The organism is Kitasatospora sp. NPDC048545, from assembly GCF_040651155.1.
In the GTDB taxonomy this organism is placed as follows: domain Bacteria; phylum Actinomycetota; class Actinomycetes; order Streptomycetales; family Streptomycetaceae; genus Kitasatospora.
Genome location: NZ_JBEZIQ010000013.1, coordinates 96,833 through 114,440, shown reverse-complemented (window position 1 = coordinate 114,440; position 17,608 = coordinate 96,833). Strand labels below are relative to the sequence as shown.

The window sequence follows — 17,608 nt, the reverse complement described above, 5'->3', positions numbered from 1 at the left end:
CGCTCAAGGACTTCTCAGGCGGCCCCTGCGCCGTGCCGCCTCTGCGCATCGACCATCTCCCCAGGAGTAACCGAATCCCCGTGAAGACCATCGAAGAGCTCATCGAAGCCGGTGTCGCAGGCAAGCGCGTGTTCGTGCGCGCCGACCTGAACGTGCCGCTGGACGGCGAGACGATCACCGACGACGGCCGGATCCGCGCCGTCGCCCCGACCATCGCAAAGCTGGCGGAGGCCGGCGCGAAGGTCGTCGTCGCCTCGCACCTCGGCCGCCCCAAGGGCGCGCCGGACCCGCAGTTCTCCCTCGCGCCGGCGGCCAAGCGGCTCGGCGAGATCCTCGGCAAGGACGTCGCCTTCGCCGCCGACACCGTCGGCGACAGCGCCGCGGCGACCGTCGCCGCGCTGGGCGACGGCGAGGTCGCGCTGCTGGAGAACCTGCGCTTCAACGCCGGTGAGACCAGCAAGGACGACGCCGAGCGCCGCGCCTTCGCCGAGCAGCTCGCCGCGCTGGCCGACCTGTACGTCGGTGACGGCTTCGGCGCCGTGCACCGCAAGCACGCCTCGGTGTTCGACCTGCCGGGGCTCCTGCCGCACGCCGCGGGCGACCTGATCGCCACCGAGGTCGGCGTGCTGAAGAAGCTGACCGACGAGGTGCGGCGCCCGTACGTCGTGGTGCTCGGCGGCGCCAAGGTGTCCGACAAGCTCGGCGTGATCGACAACCTGCTGAAGAAGGCCGACCGGATCCTGATCGGCGGCGGCATGGCGTACACCTTCCTCAAGGCCAAGGGCCACGAGGTCGGCATCTCGCTGCTGCAGGCCGACCAGATCCCGGTCTGCCTGGAGTACCTGGCCGAGGCCGAGAAGCGGGGCGTCGAGTTCGTCCTGCCGGTCGACGTCCTGGTCTCCGCCGAGTTCCCGGACCTCAAGGGGAAGACCCCGGCGAACCCGGACCTCGTCGCCGCGGACGCGATCCCGGCCGACAAGGAGGGCCTGGACATCGGCCCGAAGACCCGCGAGCTGTACGCGGCCAAGCTGGCCGACGCCGGCACGGTGTTCTGGAACGGCCCGATGGGCGTCTTCGAGCACCCGGACTACGCGAACGGCACCAAGGCCGTCGCGCAGGGCCTGCTGGACAGCGACGCGTTCACCGTGGTCGGCGGCGGCGACTCCGCCGCGGCCGTCCGCATCCTGGGCTTCGACGAGAACGCCTTCGGACACATCTCGACCGGCGGCGGCGCGAGCCTCGAGTACCTGGAGGGCAAGACCCTTCCCGGTCTCGCCGCTCTGGAGGACTGACGAACATGACCGACCGTCTCCCGCTCATGGCGGGCAACTGGAAGATGAACCTCAACCACCTTGAGGCCATCCAGCACACCCAGAAGCTGGCGTTCGCGCTGGCCGACAAGGACTACGAGGCCGTCGAGGTCGCCGTCCTGGTGCCGTTCACCGACCTGCGTTCGGTGCAGACCCTGGTCTTCGGCGACAAGCTGAAGATCAAGTACGGCTCGCAGGACATCTCGCAGCACGACGGCGGGGCCTACACCGGCGAGGTCTCCGGCCCGATGCTGGCCAAGCTCCAGTGCACCTACGCGGTGATCGGCCACTCGGAGCGCCGGCAGTACCACGGCGAGAACGAGGAGATCGTCAACGCCAAGGTGAAGGCCGCCTACCGCGCCGGGATCACCCCGATCCTGTGCATCGGCGAGCCGCTGGACGTCCGCAAGGCGGGCACCCACGTCGAGCACACCCTGGCCCAGCTGGACGGCGCCCTCGCGGACGTCCCGGCCGACCAGGCCGAGTCGATCGTGGTCGCCTACGAGCCGGTCTGGGCGATCGGCACCGGCGAGGTGGCCACCCCGGAGGACGCGCAGGAGGTCTGCGCCGCCATCCGCAAGCGGATCGCCGAGCTGTACGACGCCGAGCTGGCCGGCAAGGTCCGTGTGCTGTACGGCGGTTCGGTGAAGTCGTCGAGCGCGGCCGGCCTGATGGCCAAGCCCGACATCGACGGCGGCCTGATCGGCGGTGCCTCGCTGGACGCCGACGAGTTCGTCAAGATCGTGCGCTACCGTGAGCAGGCAGTAGGCTAACGCCGCCGCAGCAACGTAGGCTTTGGGGCCGGACCGCCGTACGCGGCCCGGCCCCTTCGCCGAAGATACGAGAGAGTTGGTCCCGTCGTGGTTCTCGGGTTCTCGATTGCCCTGATCATCTTCAGTCTGCTGATGATCCTCCTGGTGCTGCTGCACAAGGGGAAGGGCGGCGGCCTGTCGGACATGTTCGGTGGTGGCGCGATGTCCACCGGCGGCGGCTCGGCGGTGGCCGAGCGCAACCTGGACCGCATCACCATCGTGGTCGGCCTGGGCTGGTTCGCCAGCATCATCGTGCTCAGCCTGCTGCTGAAGTACAAGAGCTGACACAAGCCTGACGCCCCGTCGCCCGAGCGCCTATCCTGGGACGGTCGGGTGCGGAGGTGGTGGTGGCGGAGGCTTAACTCCTGCTTACACTAGGACGACTTTCGCCACCGACGCGCACCGCGGCGGGTCGGCGCACCAGTACGCAGGGAGTCAGACCGTGGCAAGTGGCAATGCCATTCGTGGCAGCAGGGTTGGGGCCGGCCCGATGGGCGAGGCGGAGCGCGGCGAGTCCGCCCCGCGCAACCGGATCTCCTTCTGGTGCGCCAACAAGCACGAGACCCGGCCCAGCTTCGCCGCCGAAGCGGCGATCCCGGACACCTGGGACTGCCCGCGCTGCGGCTTCCCGGCGGGGCAGGACCAGCACAACCCGCCGGCGCCCTCGCGCAACGAGCCGTACAAGACCCACCTCGCCTACGTCCGTGAGCGGCGCACCGACGCCGACGGCGAGGCGATCCTGGCCGAGGCGCTGGCGAAGCTGCGCGGCGAGATCTGAGTCGACCGGACAACCGAGAAGGGCGCCACCGTCGAGTGACGGTGGCGCCCTTCGGTGTTCCCGGGAACCCCTAGGCCGAGGCCGGCGGGTAGAGCTGCGGCGGGATCCGCTCCGCGGCGGCACGGTCCAGCAGCATCAGCGTGCGGCTGCGACCGAACGCGCCGGAGGCGGGCGCCTGGATCTCGCCGGGGCCGGACAGGGCCAGCGCGACCGCGCCCGCCTTGTCCTCGCCGGCGGCCAGCAGCCAGACCTCACGGGCGGCCCGGATGGCCGGGAGGGTGAGCGAGACCCGGGTCGGCGGGGGCTTGGGGGCCCCGCGCACGCCGATCACGGTCAGCTCCCGCTCCCGAACGCCCGGGTGCTCGGGGAACAGCGAGGCGACGTGGGTGTCCGGGCCGACGCCGAGCAGCAGCACGTCGAAGGCGGGGACGCCGAGCCGGTCGCCCGGCCCGGCCGCCTTCTGCAGCTCCTCCGCGTAGCGGGCCGCGGCGGCCTCCACGTCCGAGCCGTCCACCCCGTCCGAGGCGGGCATCTCGTGCACCCGCGCCGGGTCGAGCGGGACGGCGTCCAGCAGCTCCGCGCGGGCCTGGACGGCGTTGCGGTCCGGGTCGGCGGCGGGCACGAAGCGCTCGTCGCCCCACCAGAGGTCCAGCCGGCCCCAGTCGACCGCGTCGCGCGCCGGGGAGGCGGCGATCGCGGCCAGCAGGGCGTTGCCGTTGCGGCCGCCGGTGAGCACCACCGAGGCGGTGCCGCGGGCGGCCTGGGCGTCCACGATCCGGGTGATCAGCCGGGCCGCGGCCGCCTGGGCCATCAGCTCCTTGTCCCGGTGGACGACCAGCTGCGGGGTCGCGTTGGTCATGCGCCTTCCTTGGTCCCGCGCTTGCCGGCGGCCTTCTTCGCGGCCTTCTTCTCCGACCCGTCGGCGGTGACCGTCTCCGCGTCGGGGGAGGTCACCGCGGCGACCGCCCCGGAGACCTCCCGGGCGACCCGCTCGGCCGCCGCCGTCTCGGCGTTGGCCGGTTCGTGCAGGCGGTCGACGGGCGTGCGCACGGCCGTCGCGTAGATGTCGTCCGGGTCCAGGCGGCGCAGTTCCTCGGAGATCAGCTCCGAGGTCTCGCGCCGCTTGAGCGCCACCTGGCGGTCCGGCGAACCGGGCATGGAGAGCGTGCCCATCAGACCGTCCGGGCGGTCCAGGGTGATCTCCCCCTCCTTGGTGCGCAGGTGCACCGCGGTGATGCCGGGGCCGCCGGTGACGACCCGCTCGACCGGCACGTGCAGCCGGTTGGTCAGCCACAGGCCGAGCAGCTCGACGCTGGGGTTGTAGGACTCGCCCTCGACCACGGCGGAGACTATCTGGGACGGCCGCTGGTCCAGTGCGGCGGCCAGCATCGAGCGCCAGCCGGTGATCCGGGTCCAGGCCAGGTCGGTGTCGCCCGGGGTGTAGCTCTGGGCCCGCTGGGCGAGCTGGCCGACCGGGGACTCGGCGGTGACGGCGTCGGTGATCCGGCGCTGGGCGAGCGAGCCCAGCGGGTCCTGCGCCGGGTGGAGCGGCGCGTTGTCCGGCCACCAGACCACGACCGGGGCGTCCGGCAGCAGCAGCGGCAGGACGACCGACTGGGCGTGCGCGGCGAGTTCGCCGTGCATGCGCAGGACGACGGTCTCGCCGGAGCCGGCGTCCGAGCCGACCAGGATCTCGGCGTCCAGCCGGGTCTCGGCGCGGGCCCGGGGCGAGCGCCCGGCCCTCTTGATCACCGCGAGGGTGCGCATCGGGTGCTCGCGGGAGGCGTCGTTGGCGGCCTTGAGGGCGTCGTAGGCGCTGCCCTCGTCGGTCACGATCACCAGGGTGAGCACCATGCCGGCGGCGGTGGAGCCGCTGGCCCGGCGCGCCTCCATGAGCGCGGCGTTGATCTTGCCGGACGTCGTGTTGGTGAGGTCGATCTTCATGGCCGGCGCCAGCTCCTGCCGTCTCGTGCAAGCATCTCGTCCGCCTCGACGGGGCCCCAGGTCCCCGCCGCGTACTGGGCGGGCTTGCCGTGGGTGTCCCAGTACTTCTCGATCGGGTCGAGGATCTGCCAGGAGAGTTCGACCTCCTGGTGGCGCGGGAACAGGTTGGCGTCGCCGAGCAGCACGTCGAGGATGAGCCGCTCGTACGCCTCCGGGCTGGACTCCGTGAAGGACTCGCCGTAGGCGAAGTCCATCGTGACGTCCCGGACCTCGAAGGAGGTGCCCGGCACCTTGGAGCCGAACCGCACCGTCACGCCCTCGTCCGGCTGGACCCGGATGACCAGGGCGTTCTGCCCCAGCTCCTCGGTCGCGTAGGAGTCGAAGGGCAGGTACGGGGCGCGCTGGAAGACGACCGCGATCTCGGTCACCCGGCGGCCCAGGCGCTTGCCGGTCCGCAGGTAGAACGGGACGCCCGCCCAGCGGCGGTTGTTGATCTCCAGCTTGATGGCCGCGTAGGTGTCGGTCTTGGAGTCGGGGTTGATCCCGTCCTCGTCCAGGTAACCGGGGACCTCCTCGCCGCCCTGCCAGCCGGAGGCGTACTGGCCGCGCACGGTGTGCCGGCCGAGGTCGGCCGGGAGCTTCACGGCGCTGAGCACCTTGAGCTTCTCGGCGACCAGCGCCTTGGGATGGAAGGAGGCCGGCTCCTCGATGGCGGTGAGCGCCATCAGCTGGAGCAGGTGGTTCTGGATGACGTCGCGGGCGGAGCCGATCCCGTCGTAGTAGCCGGCCCGGCCGCCGATGCCGATGTCCTCGGCCATGGTGATCTGCACGTGGTCGACGTACGACCGGTTCCAGATCGGCTCGAACATCTGGTTGGCGAAGCGCAGCGCCAGGATGTTCTGGACCGTCTCCTTGCCCAGGTAGTGGTCGATCCGGAAGACCTCGTCCCGGGGGAAGACCTCGTGGACGACCTTGTTGAGCTCCTGGGCGCTCTCCAGGTCGTGGCCGAAGGGCTTCTCGATGACGGCGCGGCGCCAGGAGCCTTGCGGCGGGTCGGCCAGGCCGTGCTTCTTGAGCTGCTGGACGACGGTCGGGAAGAACTTCGGCGGGACGGACAGGTAGAAGGCGAAGTTGCCGCCGGTGCCCTGGGCCTTGTCCAGCTCCACGATGGTCTCGCGCAGCTTGTCGAAGGCGTCGTCGTCGTCGAAGGTGCCGTGGACGAAGCGCATGCCCTTGGCGAGCTGCTGCCAGACCTCCTCCCGGAACGGGGTGCGGGCGTGGTCCCGGACGGCGTCGTGGACCTCCTTGGCGAAGTCCTCGTCGTCCCACTCGCGGCGGGCGAAGCCGACGAGGGAGAAGCCCGGCGGAAGCAGACCGCGGTTGGCCAGGTCGTAGATGGCCGGCATCAGCTTCTTGCGGGACAGGTCGCCGGTGACCCCGAAGATGACCAGACCGGACGGCCCCGCGATGCGCGGGAGCCGTCGGTCGGAGGGGTCACGAAGCGGGTTGACGGGGGCGGGCGGGAGGTCGTCCGCGTCCGACTCCGAAGTCAACTCTGGGAAATCAGTGCTCACTTGATGGGCTCCGCTTTCGTGCGCTGGCTGTGAGCGGGGGTCACTTCTCGTCGGCGAAGGAGGCGAGCGAGGCGGTGACGGTGTCGAGCAGCTCGTTCCAGGACTGCTCGAACTTCTCGACGCCCTCGTCCTCCAGCACCTGGACCACGTCGTCGTAGTCGACGCCGGCGGCGGCGATCGCGTCGAGCACGGCCTTGGCGTCGGCGTAGTTCGGGACGATGGTGTTGCCGGTGACCACGCCGTGGTCGCCGGTGGCGTCCAGGGTGGCCTCGGGCATGGTGTTGACCGTGCCGGGGGCGACCAGCTCGGTGACGTACAGGGTGTCCGGCAGGGCCGGGTCCTTGACGCCGGTGGAGGCCCACAGCGGACGCTGCGGCTTGGCGCCGGCGGCCTCCAGGGCGGTCCAGCGGGCGTTGCCGGCGGTCTTGCCGTCGACGCTGCCGAAGACCTCCTCGTACGCCTGGTAGGCGAGGCGGGCGTTGGCCAGGGCGGCCTTGGACCGCAGGTTCCTGGCGTCGCCGCCGACCTTGTCCAGGCGCTTGTCGATCTCGGTGTCCACGCGGGAGACGAAGAAGGAGGCGACCGACTCGATCTGGGAGAGGTCCAGGCCCTTGGCCTTGGCGGTCTCCAGACCGGTCAGGTAGGCGTCGATGACGGCCTTGTAGCGCTCCAGCGAGAAGATCAGCGTGACGTTGACGCTGATGCCCTTGCCGATGACCTCGCTGATCGCGGGCAGGCCGGCCTTGGTGGCGGGGATCTTGATGAAGACGTTCGGGCGGTCGACCAGCCACCACAGCTGCTTGGCCTCGGCCACCGTGGTGGCGGTCTCGTGCGCCAGGCGCGGGTCGACCTCGATGGAGACCCGGCCGTCGCGGCCGTTGGAGGCGTCGTACACCGGGCGCAGCACGTCGGCCGCGTCGCGCACGTCGGACGTGGTGATCATGCGGATCGCCTCGTCGGTGGTGACCTTGCGGACGGCCAGGTCGCGCAGCTGGCTGTCGTAGGAGTCGTCGCCGCTGCCGGCGATGGCCTTCTGGAAGATGGTCGGGTTGGTGGTGACACCCACCACGTGCTTGTTCTGCACCAGTTCGGCCAGGTTGCCGGAGTTCAGCCGCTTGCGGCTGAGGTCGTCCAGCCAGATCGCAACGCCTTCGTCGCTGAGGCGCTTCAGTGCGTCAGTCATGGTGCTTCAGTCCCTTGTTCTTCTGCTTCGTGGGGTAGGCGGAGGGGCCGCGCTCCCGCGTGCGGGCGGGTGCGCGGCCCCGGACGGCTAGCGGTTGACGGCTTCGAGGGAGCGCAGGGCGTTGTGGGCCTCGGCCACCACGCGCTCGGCGGTGATGCCGAACTCCTCGAAGAGCACCTTGTAGTCGGCGGAGGCGCCGAAGTGCTCCAGCGAGACGATCCGGCCGTGGTCGCCGACCAGCTCGCGCCAGCCCTGGGCGATGCCGGCCTCGACCGACACCCGGGCCTTGACCGACGGCGGCAGCACGCTGTCGCGGTAGGCCTGGTCCTGCTCCTGGAACCACTCGAAGGACGGCAGCGAGACCACGCGGGTCGCGATGCCCTCGGCCTCCAGCACCTCGCGGGCCTTGACGGCCAGCTGGACCTCGGAGCCGGTGCCGAGCAGGATCACCTGCGGGTCGCCGGTGGAGGCCTCGGCCAGGACGTAGCCGCCCTTCGCGGTGCCCTCGGCGGAGCCGAAGACCTCGCGGTCGAAGGTCGGGACGCCCTGGCGGGTGAGGGCCAGGCCGACCGGGCCGGGGTGGCTGGTGTGGCGCTCGACGATCGTGCGCCAGGCGACGGCGGTCTCGTTGGCGTCGGCCGGGCGGACCATGGCCAGGCCCGGGATGGCGCGCAGCGAGGCCAGGTGCTCGACCGGCTGGTGGGTCGGGCCGTCCTCGCCCAGGCCGATCGAGTCGTGCGTCCACACGTAGGTGACCGGCAGCTTCATCAGCGCGGCCAGGCGGACGGCCGGGCGCATGTAGTCGGCGAAGACCAGGAAGGTGCCGCCGTACACGCGGGTCCTGCCGTGCAGGGCGATGCCGTTCATGGTCGAGCCCATGGCGTGCTCGCGGATGCCGAAGTGGATCGTGCGGCCGTACGGGCTCGCGGACTTCAGCGGGTTGCCCTCGGGGAGGAAGGAGCTGTCCTCGTCGATGGTGGTCAGGTTGGACTCGGCGAGGTCGGCCGAGCCGCCCCACAGCTCCGGGATGACCGCGCCGATCGCCTTGAGGGTGTCGCCGGAGGCCTTGCGGGTGGCGACGTCCTTGCCGGCCGGGAAGGAGGGGACGGCCTTCTTCCAGCCCTCGGGCAGCTCGCCGGCCGTGATCCGGTCGAAGTCGGCGGCGCGCTGCGGGTGGGCGGCGCGCCAGGCCTCGAAGGTCTGCTGCCACTGGTCGCGGTCGGCCTTGCCGCGCTTGATGACCAGGCGGGCGTGCTGGATGACCTGGTCGCTGACCTCGAAGGTCTTCTCCGGGTCGAAGCCCAGGACCTTCTTGGTGGCGGCGATCTCGGCGCCGCCGAGCGCGGAGCCGTGGGCCTTGGCGGTGTTCTGGGCGTCCGGGGCCGGCCAGGCGATGATGGTGCGCATCGCGATCATCGACGGGCGGGAGGTCTCGGCCTTGGCCGCGGCCAGCGCGTCGGCGAGGGCGGCCACGTCGATGTCGCCGTTGGACTTCGGGGTGACCCGCTGGACGTGCCAGCCGTACGCCTCGTAGCGCTTGAGGACGTCCTCGGAGAAGGCCGTCTCGGTATCGCCCTCGATCGAGATGTGGTTGTCGTCGTAGAGCGCGACCAGGTTGCCCAGCTGCTGGTGGCCGGCCAGCGAGGAGGCCTCGGCGGAGATGCCCTCCTCCAGGTCGCCGTCGGAGACGATGGCCCAGATCGTGTGGTCGAAGGGGGACGCGCCGGCCGGGGCCTCGGGGTCGAAGAGGCCGCGCTCGTAGCGGGCGGCCATCGCCATGCCGACCGCGTTGGCGATGCCCTGGCCGAGCGGGCCGGTGGTGGTCTCCACGCCGGCCGTGTGGCCGTGCTCGGGGTGGCCGGGGGTGCGGCTGCCGGCGACGCGGAAGGCCTTGAGGTCGTCCAGCTCCAGGCCGTAGCCCGACAGGTACAGCTGGGTGTAGAGGGTCAGGCTGGTGTGCCCGGGGGAGAGGACGAAGCGGTCACGGCCGACCCAGGCCGGGTCCGTCGGGTCGTGGCGCAGGAACCGCTGGAAGATCAGGTACGCGGCCGGGGCCAGCGACATGGCCGTCCCGGGGTGTCCGTTGCCGACCTTCTGGACAGCGTCCATCGCGAGGACTCGCGCGGTGTCAACCGTGCGCTCGTCCAGATCGGTCCACTCGAATGCGTTCGTCGGCGCAGTGCTCACCCTGTCTCAGGGCTCCTTCCGTATTGAAGAGTGACCCCGTGAATGGGGACCGGGTCGGCCACGGCGCTGTGGTCCCGACGCTGGGTGGTGCCGGTCACGGAGGGTAGATCCCGCTTCTGCGTGCGAGCCTACCGTCCGGGCCGGGGCTCACCCTCCGTGCTGAGACAACCGGGATTTCCGCATGGTGATTCCCACTAGGCCGGTCTGACTGGTTTTGCCCCAGGCTCTCCTGTTTCGTGCCGCTCCGCCGCCGGGGTGGTCGGGACGGGCTAGCGGGGACCGCCGGGGACGGTTCGTGGCTTCACCCAGTCGGTTCACCCGGGGGTGTGCGGTTCGGCCTCGCCGGGGGACCCCGGAGCCGGATGGGATATATGGAACGTCTATGGTGTCGTGGTACGCGCAGAGCGGACGATTTCGGGACCCTTCGTTCCTGGGGACGCCTGCGAGGATTCATCTTCAGTTGGGGTGTTAGTGACCGCCGTCGAAACCCGTCCCGCCGGGGTCACCGGGGCGACGCCTGCGCACCGGCCGATCGGGGCCCGTGTCGGCGCGTTCGTCGCACTGACCAAGCCCCGGATCATCGAGCTGCTGCTGATGAGCACCGTGCCGGTGATGTTCCTGGCCCAGCAGGGCGTGCCGAACATGCTGCTGGTGCTGAAGGTCGTGGTCGGCGGCTACCTCTCGGCGGGCGGCGCCAACGCCCTCAACATGTACATCGACCGCGACATCGACGCGATGATGACCCGCACCGAGCGGCGTCCGATCGTCACCGGGATGGTGTCGCCGCGCGAGGCGCTGGTGTTCGGCGTCGTGCTCGCGGTCGTGTCGACGCTGCTGCTGGGCTTCGGCGTCAACTGGCTCTCCGCCGGGCTGGCGCTGGGCGCGCTGCTGTTCTACGTGTTCGTCTACACGCTGGGGCTCAAGCGGCGCACCTCGCAGAACATCGTCTGGGGCGGCATCGCCGGCTGCATGCCGGTGCTGGTCGGCTGGTCCTCCGTCACGAACTCGGTGTCCTGGGCGGCCGTGATGCTGTTCCTGGTGGTGTTCTTCTGGACGCCGCCGCACACCTGGGTGCTGTCGATGAAGGTGCGCGACGACTACCTGCGGGCCGGCGTGCCGATGCTGCCGGTCGTCAAGGGCAACGTGGCGGTCGGCAAGCAGGTCGTCATCTACTCCTGGGTGATGGTCGCCGTCTCCCTGGCGGTGTGGCCGCTCGGGCACATGAGCTGGCTGTACCCCGTCGCCGCGGTGCTGCTGGGCGGGGCCTGGCTGCGCGAGGCGCACGCGCTGTACTCGCGGGCCAAGGCCGGGATCGTGGGCGCCAAGCTCAAGGAGATGCGGCTGTTCCACTGGTCGATCACCTACCTGTCGCTGCTGATGGTGGTCTGCGCGGTCGACCCGTTCGTGAAGTAAGAGGTACGTGCGCGAGAGCCCCGGTCCGGTGGACCGGGGCTCTCGCGTTTCCGGGGCGGGCCCGGCGGGCTTCAGCGGGCGGGGAGCTCGGAGGGGCCGACGTGGCCGTCCAGCCAGTCCCGCAGCGGGCGGGAGGCGCGCAGGAAACCGGTGATCCGGGTGTGGGCGGCGCGGGTGCCCAGCCACGTCGCCGGCTCCCACTCCTGCCAGGCCACCAGGCCCTTGTGCCGCAGCAGCTCGATCCTGGGGTGGTCCTTGGGGTAGCCGCGCGGGGCCGTCTTGAGGGAGTCCCGGCCGAGCACCTGCGGGCCGTCCCGCTCCACCCGGGCGATCACCCGCTCCAACTCGGCGCCGGTGACGTCCTCGGCGACGGCGGCGCGGTAGCGCTCCAGCTGGTCCGGGGCGAGCCGGTACATGCCGTTGCCGCAGGCCAGGCCGTCGGCGGAGAGCTGGACGTAGCCGCCGCTCTCCAGGTGCGCGCCGATGTGCGTCTTGTAGGGGGACTTGTCGGCGCTGAAGCGGACGTCGCGGTTCGGGCGGAAGATCTTCCCCGGCCCGAACTCCGGCTCCAGGTCGGCGAGCAGGTGCTCCATGGGGGCGCGCACGGCGTGGTCGTACTGCCCCTTGTGGGCCTGCCAGAAGGTCTTCGAGTTGTCGGCCTCCAGGTGCTCGTAGAAGTCGAGCGCCTCGTCCGGCCAGCCTTTGAACGTCACGCCTCCAGTATGTGTCCCGGTGCACAGGGTGCTCCCGTCGCCAGTCGCACTACCGCTGGGTAGCATGCGGGCATGAGCGAGCGAAGTGAGCGAATCATCGAGAGGTGCGCACGGGTGAATGCCCCTGCCGAGCGAAGCGAGGCGGGCGCATGAGCAGCGCAGAGACCGCCGCCGCCGCGCCGGACGCCCGCACCGAGCGCCGCGCCAAGCGCATCGCCAAGAACCTGACCAGCTTCGCCAAGCAGCATGGCGGCAGCGCCGACGCGGTCGTCGAGTACGTCGGCGCCGTGGCCACCCGGATCGTCGTGGTCGGCGCGGACGGCGCCTGGGGCGACCAGGTGGCCCCCAGCTACGCCGTGGGCCGCCGGGCCGCGGAGCTGGCCGGGCTGACCCTGCACGACGACTTCGAGGGCGAGCTGGGCCTCAAGGTCAAGACCGGTCCGTACGAGTGGAAGCGGATGGCCGGCATCCAGCTCGGCGGCTGACGCCCCCGGACACCGCGAAGGCCCGGCTCCCTCCGTGCGGGGGAGCCGGGCCTCCGTCGTTCCGGGCGCCTCAGGCGGTCGCGGTCTGCGGTTCCCGGGCGGGCACCTGTCCGGTGACGGGCAGATCCCCGCGGGTGCGCAGGGCGAGCGGGATGCGGAGGGCGGCGATCCAGGTCAGCGCGGCGAGGAGCATGTGCAGGCCGACCATCAGCTCGGGGGCGTCGGTGAAGTACTGGATGAAGCCGAGTACGCCCTGGAGCACCAGGATGGCGAGCAGTTCCTTGGCGCGGGCCTTGGCGGGCCGGGGGGCCTTCACGGCGGCGAAGACGAAGATCACCGCGATGGCCAGGCCGACCGAGACGAAGGCGAGGTCGGCGTGGAACTGGGCGAGGCGGTCGTAGTCGATCGGGATGCGGGGGACGATCTTGTTGTCCTTGGGCGTACCCGGGTGGTGGCCGGCGCCGGTGACCAGGGTGCCGGCCGCGACCAGCAGACCGATGACCGTCACCAGGACGTACGACAGCTGGTGGATGGGCCGGGCCACCGAGAGCACGGCCGGGCCGTCGCCCTCCTTCGACCGCTCCCACATCAGTAGGGCGACCCAGACCAGGCCCATGGCGGCGATCATGTGCAGTGCGACGGTGTACGGGTTGAGGCCGGTCAGCACGGTGATGCCGCCGAGCACCGCGTTGCTCATCACCAGCCAGAACTGCGCCCAGCCGAGCTTGGTCAGGCTGCGCCGCCAGGGGCTGGGGGCTCCCCCGGCCGAAGGCTGGGGGCGGCAGCGGGCGGCCAGGATCGCCCACCCGACCGCGGCGCTCAGCACGTAGGTGAGCATCCGGTTGGTGAACTCGATGACGCCGTGGAAGCCCATCTCGGCGGTGGGCGTCAGGCTCTCGTCGGTGCAGCGGGGCCAGGTCGTACAGCCGAGGCCGGAGGCGGTGAGCCGGACGGCGCCGCCGGTGACGACGATCACCACGCTCATCACCAGCGCGGCGAACGCGGCGCGCCGGACCATCGCGGCGGAGGGCTGCCAGCGCTCGGCGAGCAGGGAGAAGGGGGTACGCACGGGGTCAATCGTAGGCGGCCTTACAGGCGATCTTGGGGCGGGGCGCGGTGGCGCGGGCGGTGGTGGCCGCGGAGCCGGTGGCCGGGGACGCGCGGATGAGGACGCGCGGACAAAAGAGGCATTCCGCTCGGCCATGATCAATGGTCTTGACGTCGCCGGTGGCGCGACCGTGGTGGCGGCCCGGCGCAAGTCGACCAAGAAGGCCTGATAAGCCTGAAACGCCCGGATGTTCGCCGAGTGACCGAAGCGGAGCCCGCGGTGATTGAACCAGATCACCGGGGGCGCCGTTCTGTCTTGAAGGTGACGAAGTTCATTCAAGTTCGCCGAACTCGCGTTCTGCGAGGTGGCGGCTGTGATGGGCTGGTCATGCACATCAAGGACCGGACGGACAGACGAAATCCGGTCGTGCGGCGGGGTGTGGCGGGATGCGGGGGTGCCGGTAGAGTCCCCCGGACAGTCGTAGCGGGCCACCGCGAACCAGTCAACACGCCTGCTGCACAAGACCGTTCTGAGGGGAACAGCGTAATGGCGCGACAGCAGCGGCACATCGGGATCGGCGCGGCGGCACTTGCCGGCACAGCGGCGGCCGGTTTTCTCCTGCCCCTGGCGCTGGCCACCAACGCCTCGGCGCACGTGCCGAGTTGGTCGGTGACCTGCGACAAGATCGTGATCGATCTGATCAACTACAGCCCCAAGTCTGACGTGAAGAACACCGTCAGCCTCACCATCGACGGCGACAAGGTCCTGGACGCCAAGGCCTTCCCCGCCGAGTTCCACGGCACCTTCCCGGTGAAGGACCACACGGCCCCGATCAAGGCGACTCTGGTGGTTTCCACCTCGGAGAACCCGAACGATAAGGGCTGGAACATCAACGAGACCAAGACCATCGAGCCGTGCCACACGCCGACTCCGACTCCGACCCCGACCCCCACCCCCACCAAGACCCCCACCCCCACGCCGACGCCGACGAAGACGCCGACGCCGACACCCACCGTGACGCCGACGAAGACGCCGACCCCCACGCCGACGCCCACCGCGCCGCCGACCGTGACTCCGCCGGCCACGCCGACCCCGAGCGACACCCCTGTCCCGGCGCCGACCACCAGCGGGCCGGTGCTCGCCCAGACCGGTAGCAACGACGCCACCCCGATCATCGCGGCGGCCGGCGGCGGCGTGCTGCTGGTCGGTGGCGCGCTCGTCCTGCTCGCCCGCAAGCGCCGTGGCAGCAGCGAGGGCTGACGCTCCCGACGGCCGTGAAGCCGCGACGCCCCCCCGGCCGGATGAGGCCGGGGGGCGTCGTGCGTCATGCGGCCCGGGTGCCGTGCGTGCGGCGTCGTCCGTCGCGGTGCCGGGCTTCGCGGGGCGCGGAGCCACTCACTCCCAGCGGAAGAAGCGGGCGGCCGCGGCCAGGCCGAGTACGGACCAGCCGGCCAGGATCCCGAGGTCCGCCCAGGGCACCCCGGCGCCGGTCTGCAGCACCGACCGCAGGCCGTCCGAGAGCGCCGAGATCGGCAGCAGTTCCAGCACCGACCGCACCGCGTCGGGGAACTTGGCGAGCGGCACGACCACCCCGCCCGCGAGCAGCAGCAGGATGAACACCAGGTTGGCGGCGGCCAGCGTGGCCTCGGCCTTCAGGGTGCCGGCCATCAGCAGGCCGAGCCCGGAGAACGCGGCGGTGCCGAGGACCAGCAGCGCGACGACGGCCAGGGCTCCCTGCGGTGTCGCGAGCCCGTGCGGGGACCAGCCGAGTGCCAGCGCGATCACCGACAGCAGCGCGACCTGCAGTGCCTCCGTCACCAGGACGCAGCCGGTCTTGGCGGTCAGCAGCGTCCAGCGCGGGAGCGGACTGGCGCCGAGCCGCTTCAGCACGCCGTAGCGGCGCTCGAAGCCGGTGGCGATGGCCTGCCCGGTGAAGGCGGTGGACATCACGGCCAGGGCGAGCATGCCGGGGGCGAGGAAGTCGACCCGCTTGCCGGGGCCCTCGACCGCGACGACGTCCACGACGGAGAACAGCACCAGCAGCACGGTCGGGATGACCACGGTGAGCAGCAGCTGCTCGCCGTTGCGCCACAGCATCCGGGTCTCGAACGCGGTCTGCGCGAGCAGCATCCGGCCGACCGGGGCGGCGCCGGGCCGGGGGGAGTGGTCGGTGGCGACGGCGCCCGCGGCCGCCTCGCTCGGTGTGCTCATGAGCGGAGCTCCCGTCCGGTCAGGTCGAGGAAGACGTCTTCGAGGCTGCGGCGCTGGACGGACAGCCGTTCGGGCAGGACCCCGGAGGCCGCGCACCAGCCGGTGACGGTGGCCAGCAGCTGCGGGTCCACCGGCGCCTCGACGCGGTAGTTGCCGGGGGCGGTCTCGACGGCGGTGGCGCCCTCGGGCAGCTCCTTCAGCAGCGGGCCGAGGTCGAGACCGGGCGGGCCGTCGAAGCGCAGGGCGTTCTCGGCGCCGCCGCGGCACAGTTCCTCGGTGGTGCCGTCGGCGATCACCCGGCCGCGGTCCACGACGGCGACGCGGTCGGCGAGCTGCTCGGCCTCGTCCATGTGGTGGGTGGTGACGACCACGGTGACGCCGTCCCGGCGCAGGTCGCGGACCAGCTCCCAGGTGGCCCGGCGGGCCTGCGGGTCGAGGCCGGCGGTGGGCTCGTCCAGGAAGACCAGCTCGGGGCGGCCGACCACGGCCATCGCCAGGGCGAGCCGCTGCTGCTGGCCGCCGGACAGCCGCCGGTAGGTGGTCCGGCCGCAGGAACCGAGGCCGAGGCGCTCGACCAGGGCGTCCACGTCCAGCGGGTGGGCGTGCAGCTTGGCGGTGTGCCGCAGCATCTCGACGGCGCGGGCGCCCGCGTACACGCCGCCGGACTGCAGCATGACGCCGATCCGGGGCCGCAGCGCGGCGCCCTGGGTGACCGGGTCGAGGCCGAGGACGCGGACGGTGCCGGCGTCGGGGCGGCGGTAGCCCTCGCAGGTCTCGATGGTGGTGGTCTTGCCGGCGCCGTTGGGGCCGAGGACGGCGGTGATCGCGCCGGCCGCGATGGTGAGGTCGAGGCCGTCGACCGCGGCCTTGTCACCGTAGCGCTTGACCAGCCCGGCGATCTGGACCGCGGGTTCGGAGTGCATACCGGCGAGTGTAAGAGGCGGCTCACGGATCGCCCCCAGGGTGGGGTGGTGCCGAAGGCCTCGATGATCGTTCCCCCAGGCCAGGTAAGGCTTACCTGCGTGATCGATGACACCGGTGAGGCCTGGATCACGGGTTGTCCCGACGGAAGTAATTACGCAACACTGGTGTTGTGAAAAACATGCGCGAGCACGCCCAGCAGCAGGAGGCCGAGTCGGCCTCCCACTGCGACGTGCCCGTGACGGCGGCCGAGGTGCTGCTGGATGGCCACCGCGCCACCCGGGACCGGGTCGCCCGGTCGATCCTGGACCACGGCCCGTCCTCCGCCGCCGACCTGGCGAACCGGCTCGGCCTCACCGCCGCGGCCGTCCGTCGCCACCTCGACGGACTGGCCGCCGCGGGCCTGGTCGAGTCCCGCGAGCAGCGGGTCTACGGCAGCCGCGGCCGGGGCCGTCCGGCCAAGGTCTTCGCCCTCACCGACGGCGGCCGGGACGCCTTCTACCAGGCCTACGACCAGCTCGCCGCCGACGCGCTGCGCTGGATCTCGGACTCGGTGGGCGGCGGCAAGGCGGGCGAGGAGGCGGTCGCCGCCTTCGCCCGGGCCCGTTTCGGCAAGCAGGGCGAGAAGTACCTGGAGGCACTGCGCCTGGCCGGGGCGGGGGAACGCACCGAGGCACTCGCCCAGGCGCTCAGCGCCGACGGGTACGCTGCCACGGTGCGGCGTGTCCCGTCGGCCGCGGCCAAGGCCCCGGCGGGCGCCCAGCTCTGCCAGCACCACTGCCCGGTCGCGCACATCGCCGAGCAGTTCCCGCAGCTCTGCGAGGCGGAGACCGAGGTCTTCTCCCAGCTCCTGGGCACCCATGTGCAACGGCTGGCCACCATCGCCCACGGCGACGGGGTCTGCACCACCTATGTGCCGGCACCCGGTGCCGCATCGTCGTCCGCCCGGCGTTCCGCGGGCCGCGACTCCGATGCAGCGCCGACTGCCGGTACGTCCACCGAAGATTCTGCGTCCGCGCGTTAGGAAGC

General features: G+C 71.5%; 17 protein-coding genes. 8 read left to right on the top strand and 9 right to left on the bottom strand.

The window, feature by feature from the left end:
* Window positions 1-80: 80 nt before the first annotated feature.
* The 4 genes from AB0D10_RS15315 (at window position 81) to AB0D10_RS15300 (ending at window position 2,900) form a co-directional block, all read left to right on the top strand.
* Window positions 81-1,292, top strand: a complete 1,212-nt coding sequence (locus tag AB0D10_RS15315) for a phosphoglycerate kinase (protein WP_360255884.1) — start codon at window positions 81-83, stop codon at window positions 1,290-1,292.
* A gap of 5 nt (window positions 1,293-1,297) precedes the next feature.
* Window positions 1,298-2,083: a triose-phosphate isomerase gene (tpiA, locus tag AB0D10_RS15310; protein WP_360255882.1), complete on the top strand. Its 786-nt coding sequence runs from the start codon at window positions 1,298-1,300 to the stop codon at window positions 2,081-2,083.
* Window positions 2,084-2,170: 87 nt separating this feature from the next.
* Window positions 2,171-2,407, top strand: a complete 237-nt coding sequence (secG, locus tag AB0D10_RS15305) for a preprotein translocase subunit SecG (RefSeq protein WP_189916417.1) — start codon at window positions 2,171-2,173, stop codon at window positions 2,405-2,407.
* Between the two features lie 157 nt (window positions 2,408-2,564).
* On the top strand, window positions 2,565-2,900 hold the full coding sequence (locus AB0D10_RS15300) for an RNA polymerase-binding protein RbpA (RefSeq protein ID WP_030055963.1): 336 nt from the start codon (window positions 2,565-2,567) through the stop codon (window positions 2,898-2,900).
* A gap of 70 nt (window positions 2,901-2,970) precedes the next feature.
* Here AB0D10_RS15300 and pgl read toward each other — a convergent pair whose 3' ends face one another.
* The 5 genes from pgl to tkt all read right to left on the bottom strand — a co-directional run bounded on the left by pgl (window position 2,971) and on the right by tkt (window position 9,788).
* Window positions 2,971-3,759, bottom strand: coding sequence for a 6-phosphogluconolactonase (pgl, locus tag AB0D10_RS15295; RefSeq protein ID WP_360255880.1), 789 nt, complete (start codon window positions 3,757-3,759; stop codon window positions 2,971-2,973).
* On the bottom strand, window positions 3,756-4,844 hold the full coding sequence (gene opcA / locus AB0D10_RS15290) for a glucose-6-phosphate dehydrogenase assembly protein OpcA (protein ID WP_360255878.1): 1,089 nt from the start codon (window positions 4,842-4,844) through the stop codon (window positions 3,756-3,758). The genes pgl and opcA overlap by 4 nt, the downstream gene beginning before the upstream one ends.
* The gene (zwf, locus tag AB0D10_RS15285) at window positions 4,841-6,397 is read right to left on the bottom strand and encodes a glucose-6-phosphate dehydrogenase (RefSeq protein ID WP_360256020.1); all 1,557 of its coding nucleotides are present in this window, start codon (window positions 6,395-6,397) and stop codon (window positions 4,841-4,843) included. Before zwf ends, opcA begins: the two co-directional genes overlap by 4 nt.
* Before the next feature lie 61 nt (window positions 6,398-6,458).
* Entirely contained in the window at window positions 6,459-7,601 is a 1,143-nt protein-coding gene (gene tal / locus AB0D10_RS15280) for a transaldolase (RefSeq protein ID WP_360255876.1), read from the bottom strand.
* Between the two features lie 87 nt (window positions 7,602-7,688).
* Entirely contained in the window at window positions 7,689-9,788 is a 2,100-nt protein-coding gene (tkt, locus tag AB0D10_RS15275) for a transketolase (RefSeq protein ID WP_360255874.1), read from the bottom strand.
* A gap of 465 nt (window positions 9,789-10,253) precedes the next feature.
* Here tkt and AB0D10_RS15270 point away from each other — a divergent pair, with 465 nt between their 5' ends.
* Window positions 10,254-11,201, top strand: a complete 948-nt coding sequence (locus tag AB0D10_RS15270) for a heme o synthase (RefSeq protein WP_360255872.1) — start codon at window positions 10,254-10,256, stop codon at window positions 11,199-11,201.
* 71 nt (window positions 11,202-11,272) lie between these two features.
* Here AB0D10_RS15270 and AB0D10_RS15265 read toward each other — a convergent pair whose 3' ends face one another.
* On the bottom strand, window positions 11,273-11,914 hold the full coding sequence (locus AB0D10_RS15265) for a DUF2461 domain-containing protein (protein WP_360255870.1): 642 nt from the start codon (window positions 11,912-11,914) through the stop codon (window positions 11,273-11,275).
* Between the two features lie 149 nt (window positions 11,915-12,063).
* On the opposite strand from AB0D10_RS15265, the gene AB0D10_RS15260 reads away from it, so the two are divergent.
* Window positions 12,064-12,399, top strand: coding sequence for a hypothetical protein (locus AB0D10_RS15260; protein ID WP_360255869.1), 336 nt, complete (start codon window positions 12,064-12,066; stop codon window positions 12,397-12,399).
* A gap of 70 nt (window positions 12,400-12,469) precedes the next feature.
* Here the strand turns inward: AB0D10_RS15260 and AB0D10_RS15255 are convergent, their stop codons facing one another.
* Window positions 12,470-13,417, bottom strand: a complete 948-nt coding sequence (locus tag AB0D10_RS15255; RefSeq protein WP_360256018.1) for a COX15/CtaA family protein — start codon at window positions 13,415-13,417, stop codon at window positions 12,470-12,472.
* Between the two features lie 576 nt (window positions 13,418-13,993).
* Here AB0D10_RS15255 and AB0D10_RS15250 point away from each other — a divergent pair.
* Entirely contained in the window at window positions 13,994-14,707 is a 714-nt protein-coding gene (locus tag AB0D10_RS15250) for an LAETG motif-containing sortase-dependent surface protein (protein WP_360255868.1), read from the top strand.
* Window positions 14,708-14,842: 135 nt separating this feature from the next.
* On the opposite strand, the gene AB0D10_RS15245 is transcribed toward AB0D10_RS15250, so the two are convergent.
* Window positions 14,843-15,658: an ABC transporter permease gene (locus tag AB0D10_RS15245; protein WP_360255866.1), complete on the bottom strand. Its 816-nt coding sequence runs from the start codon at window positions 15,656-15,658 to the stop codon at window positions 14,843-14,845.
* Window positions 15,655-16,581, bottom strand: coding sequence for an ABC transporter ATP-binding protein (locus tag AB0D10_RS15240; RefSeq protein WP_360255864.1), 927 nt, complete (start codon window positions 16,579-16,581; stop codon window positions 15,655-15,657). Before AB0D10_RS15240 ends, AB0D10_RS15245 begins: the two co-directional genes overlap by 4 nt.
* Before the next feature lie 170 nt (window positions 16,582-16,751).
* On the opposite strand from AB0D10_RS15240, the gene AB0D10_RS15235 reads away from it, so the two are divergent.
* Complete coding sequence (locus tag AB0D10_RS15235; protein WP_360255862.1) at window positions 16,752-17,603, top strand: helix-turn-helix domain-containing protein; 852 nt, start codon at window positions 16,752-16,754, stop codon at window positions 17,601-17,603.
* Window positions 17,604-17,608 lie beyond the last annotated feature (5 nt).